The 4,762-nt window shown below is 77.3% G+C and carries 2 protein-coding genes; both read left to right on the top strand.

Annotated features, from left to right (window positions below):
* A partial coding sequence (locus EAO71_RS36070) for an FAD-dependent monooxygenase (RefSeq protein WP_261992514.1) occupies positions 1-933 on the top strand: 933 nt, incomplete at its 5' end.
* A gap of 123 nt (positions 934-1,056) precedes the next feature.
* Positions 1,057-4,605: a hypothetical protein gene (locus tag EAO71_RS36075; protein ID WP_147982025.1), complete on the top strand. Its 3,549-nt coding sequence runs from the start codon at positions 1,057-1,059 to the stop codon at positions 4,603-4,605.
* Positions 4,606-4,762 lie beyond the last annotated feature (157 nt).

Genomic DNA, 4,762 nt, shown 5'->3' on the forward strand with positions numbered 1-4,762 from the left:
GGTCTGATCGCCCTGGGTGCGGCGACGGACGAAGGAGGGGGCGCGGCCCTTCCGCCGCACACCGTCCGCTACGGCGCCGAGGTGACCGCCGTCGAGGACCCCGAAGGCCGCCCGGCCGTCCGCACGGACGACGGCCCGGGCCGTCCCGTCGATCTCGTCGTGGCCGCCGACGGCATCCACAGTCCGCTGCGACGCGCGTACTTCCCCGCCCATCCCGGCCTGCACTACATCGGCGAGACCGCCTGGCGGGCCCTCGTGGACGCCCCGGACCTCCGGATCCCCTCGATGAGCGAGACCTGGGGGCGGGGTGAGCGGTTCGGGATCACCCCGCTCTCCGACGGCCGGTTCTACCTGTACGCGACCGCGATCGTGCCGGCGGGCGGCCGGTGCTCCGACCACCGCGCCGAACTCCGCCGGCGTTTCGGCTCGTGGCACGACCCGATTCCGGCGCTGCTGGACCACGTCGACCACCTCGACCCCGCGGACGTCCTCCGGAACGACCTCTACGACCTGGCCGCCCCGCTCCCCCGCCTGCACCACGGCAGGATCGCCTGGCTCGGCGACGCCGCCCACGCCATGGCCCCCAACCTCGGCCAGGGCGGCTGCCAGGCCATCGAAGACGCGGTGATCCTCGCCCGCCTCCTGCCCGCGGGAGACCGCGGTGCCGAGGGAGACCACGGTGCCGAGGCCGAGGCCGACACCGACGCCGGTGACGGCGCCGGCTCCGTCCCGGCCGCTCTCGCCGCGTACACCGCCGCCCGCCGGGACCGCACCGACGCCGTGCGCGTCCGTGCCCGCAGGGCCGGCCGCCTGGGCGCCCTCCGCAACCCGCTCGCCGCGGCGCTGCGCGACCTCGCGATCCGGGCCACTCCCGACCGCCTGGCCCTGCGCGGGATGGACGACCTGTTCAACGGCTTCCGCCTCCCCGCGTAGCAGCGGACCGCCGTCCCGGAGCGGGGCGACGGCGGCCCGCTCTCCGGTACTCGCCCGCTGCCGCCCCGGTACCAGTCCGATAATCGGTGGGGCGCGGGCACGCCCTCGGGCACAATGCTCGCGATGATCTCGACTGCCGACGAGCTGCTCGCTGTGCTCGAACCCCTGCCGCACGCCGCCCGGCTCCGGTACACCGCCGTCCACGCCCACCGCCTCGCCTCCCGCGGCGAACTGGGGCCCGTGCTGGCCGCGTTGGACGCGCGCGGGTCCTATGAGCGCCGCCTCGCCGCACTGGCGGCCCTGACCGGCGGGGAGTGGGAGCACCTGGCTGCCCGGCTGGGCGACCCGGATCCGGTGGTCCGCCGGTACGCGCTGCGCTGCGCCCGGCGGCTGCCCGTCCCGGACGCCCGGATCGAGGCCGCGTACGACGACGCGCCCGCCGTCGTCCGCGGCGACCTCGCGCGGCTGCTGCGCGACGGGCGGCGGCCGGGGCTCGCCGAGCGGCTGGCACTTCGGGTGCGCGGCGCGTACGGCGACCGGGACGCGGCCCGGCTGCTGCCGGGCTGCTCGACGGAGTTCACCGCGCGGCTGCTGCCCGAGCTCGCCGGGTCGCTCGCGTACGAGGACTGGAGCACGCTGGCCGTCCGCCACCCCGTCGCCGTCCTCGACCATGCGGAACGGGAACTCGCCGACCTCCCCGAGCGGCTGCGTGACCCCTGGTGGAAGCGGCACGCCACCGGCATCGCCGCCGCCCTGCCCGCCGCCCCGGGGCGCGTGCTGGACCTGCTGGAGCGGTACGGCCCGGACAACCTGCCCGGCCCGGTGCACGAGCGGCTGGGCGACCTCGTGGCGGCGGACGCCGAACGCGTGGCGCGCTGGTTCGCCGACCCCGGCCGGGCGGCCGCACGGTGGGAGCGGACTCCCGGACGGGCCGTCATGCGGCGGCTGGTGGCGGCGGATCCGCCGTCCCTGCCCGGGCTCGGGGCCCGGTGGTTCCACCGGGGAGCCTTCGACGTCCTGCTGCGGTGCACCCCGCCCTCGCGCCGGGCCGCCTTCGTTGACGCCGTCGTCGCCGCGGCCGGTCCGCGCAGGAACGTCCGCGCGCACGACGGGGTGATCGCCCACCTGCCGGCCGCGGATCGGCACAGCCGGGCCCGGGCCGCGATCGAGGCGCTGCGCGCCGAGGGCGAGACCGGCTGGTACCTGTGGGGCGCGCTCGCCCTGCTGCCGCCCGCCGAGGCCCGCCCCGAACTCCTGGCGGCGCTCGGTACCGGTGACTCCGACGATCGCGGGACGCTCTGGGACCGGCTGGTGGCCAACGCCGGCCACACCCGTGATCCTCGGCAGGTCGCGGAAGTCCTCACGCTGGCCGCCGGCCGGCTGACGAACGAGCGCGATCCCGTGCGCGGCGAGGCCCTGTCCGCTGTCGCCGACCTGCCGGCACCCCTGATCGTGGCAGCCCTGGCGGCCGGCGGTGGGGCCACCGGAGACGGCACCGGGGCCGACGCGCTGGAGCGGCTGTGCCTGGATGCCCTACGGGCCCGGGACTGCTCGTCCGGGACCCGGGACACCGTCCGGACCCTGACCGTCACCCTGCTCGCCGCGGTCGGAGACGCCGCGGCCGCCGCGAACGGACCCACCGGTACGGACGATGCCACGCGACCGGACCCGGCTGCCGGCGCCGATGGTGCCGCCGCCCTGCGGACCGCCGTGCGCCTCGTGGAGGCGCTGACCGCTCACACCGGCACGGTGGACCTCGGCCGGCTGGGCCACCTGCTGCGAGGCGGTGCGATGGACGTCGTGCTCGACGCCCTCGGGCCGTGGCTGGACCGGGTCGCCGCCCGTGGGGACGTCATGCCGCTGCTCGCGCTGGTCCGGTCCTGCGGACGCCGCGCACACCGGATCCCGGAACTCCGGGACCGCCTCGAACAGGCCCTGCGCAGCTGCCCGGACGGGCCCTTCGGCGAGATCGCGACGGCCTGGCTGGCCGACCGCGCGACCCGCGGCGACCGGGTGGCCGAGCTGCTCGCGTGGGAACCCTCCGCGGCCTTCCTGCCTCCTGTGCTCGCGGTACTGGCCGCCGAGCGTACGGACCTGCTGGACCACGCGCTGCCCGAGAACCCGTGCCCGGGGGGACGTTTCCCGGTGGCCGGCACGCCCCGGCCGCTTCCCCCCTTCCGGTTCGCCGACCGGTGGCTGCCCCGGCAGCAGCAGGCGGCGGTCCGGCTGGCCGCGGACGTCGTCGCCGACCGCGGCCGCGGTCTGGACGAACGAGCCGCGCTGCTGCGGGCGGTGGCCCCGGTGCCGACGTACGGGCGCGCCCTGCTCCAGCGGTACGCCACCTCCGTACCGACCGGGGACACCTCCGTACCGACCGGGGACGGGGACCCGGCGTCGTCCTCGGCCGGTCCTGCCGAGTCGGCTCTGACGGCAGCGGCGCTGGACTCGGCCGCCCACACGGACGACCCGGCCTCGGCCCTCGGGGCCCTGCTCGACCACGCCGGCGACGACCGGGCCGCGGCCGCCTGGTCGTCGGCCGGCCGCGCCGCCGCCCACGCCCGTCCCAGCCGGGTCGCGGCTCTGCTCCACGAGGTTCTGACCTCCGAGAGCGGGGTCAAGGTCACCGTCCGCAAGGCGGCCGCCCGGCTCGCGGTCGACCACCTGCCCCGAGAGGCCGCCACCGCCCTCCTGTCCGCCGTGGGCAGCGCGCCGGGCGTCCACCCGGACGTACACGCCACCATCGTCGGCCTGGCTCCGGCCCTGCTGCCGGCTGACGAGATGTGGGCCCTGCTGGAGGCGGCGACCACCCACGGGCCGGAATCCGCCTGGCGCACGCTGATGGACGTGAACCCGGCGGACCTGGCTCCGGCCCACCGGTCGCGGTACGGCGAACTGATCGCCCGGATACCCTTCGTCGCCGAGCAACACGCGGCGGAGCAGGCCCTGTTCCACCTCCGTGACTGGGCGCGCTACACGCCCGCGGCCGGTAGGGCATTGGTGGACGTCTGCACCGACCTCGCCTCGCCCCTGGACGGGCGGCGAGCCGGCTACGGGCTGACGGAGCTGGCCCAGTCCCCGCTGCCCCACCCCATCGGTGGCGTGGGGCGCGGCAGCCTGACGCACGACGCCGTGGACCGGCTGCTGGCGCTCGTGGCGGCCGGCGAACCGGAGGGCGGCGCGGGCGGCGGGGACCTGCCGGCACGCCGTCGCCTGCACTCCCTCCTCGGCTCCTCGATCCGGGACCGCGGGATGTGTGCCGCCCTGGCCCGGCAGCTGACGCCCGAACCGGCCATGACGTCCACCCGAACCTCCCTGCTCGTACGGGCGATCGACCTGGAGGCGGCCGAGCCCGAACCGCTGCGGTCGCTCCGCGAACTGGCCGCCGCGATCGCGAGCCGTCCCGTGCTCGCGGTCCGGGTGGCCGAGGACCTGGAGGAGTCGCACCGGTACGGCGCCCCGCTCGCCGACCTCACCGCCGCCCTCGCCGCGGTCCGCGCTCTGGGCGACGACGGTGGTCTCGTGGAAGGCCTCCTCGCCGTCGCCCTCGCCACGGCCCTCGGAATCCGCCACAGCTGGCCCGACACCTGCCGCGCCACCGTCGTCGCACTGCGCCGCCACGGCGAGCCGGAGGTCCGGGAGGCGGCGTACGCCACCGATGTGGGCGCGGCCTGACGCCGCATCGCACCGCATCGCCCGACCGGCTCGGCCCGAGGGCGTCGAGCACGACGTCCATCGCACCGCCTCGCAGCAGGTGGCCCAGCCGGCCGAGGTCCACCGTGCCGGTGTGAGCGGTCAGCGCCTCCACGAGGCGCACGGCGGTCCGCAGGGC

It is taken from the genome of Streptomyces sp. MS191, from assembly GCF_008042125.1.
Classification (GTDB): domain Bacteria; phylum Actinomycetota; class Actinomycetes; order Streptomycetales; family Streptomycetaceae; genus Streptomyces.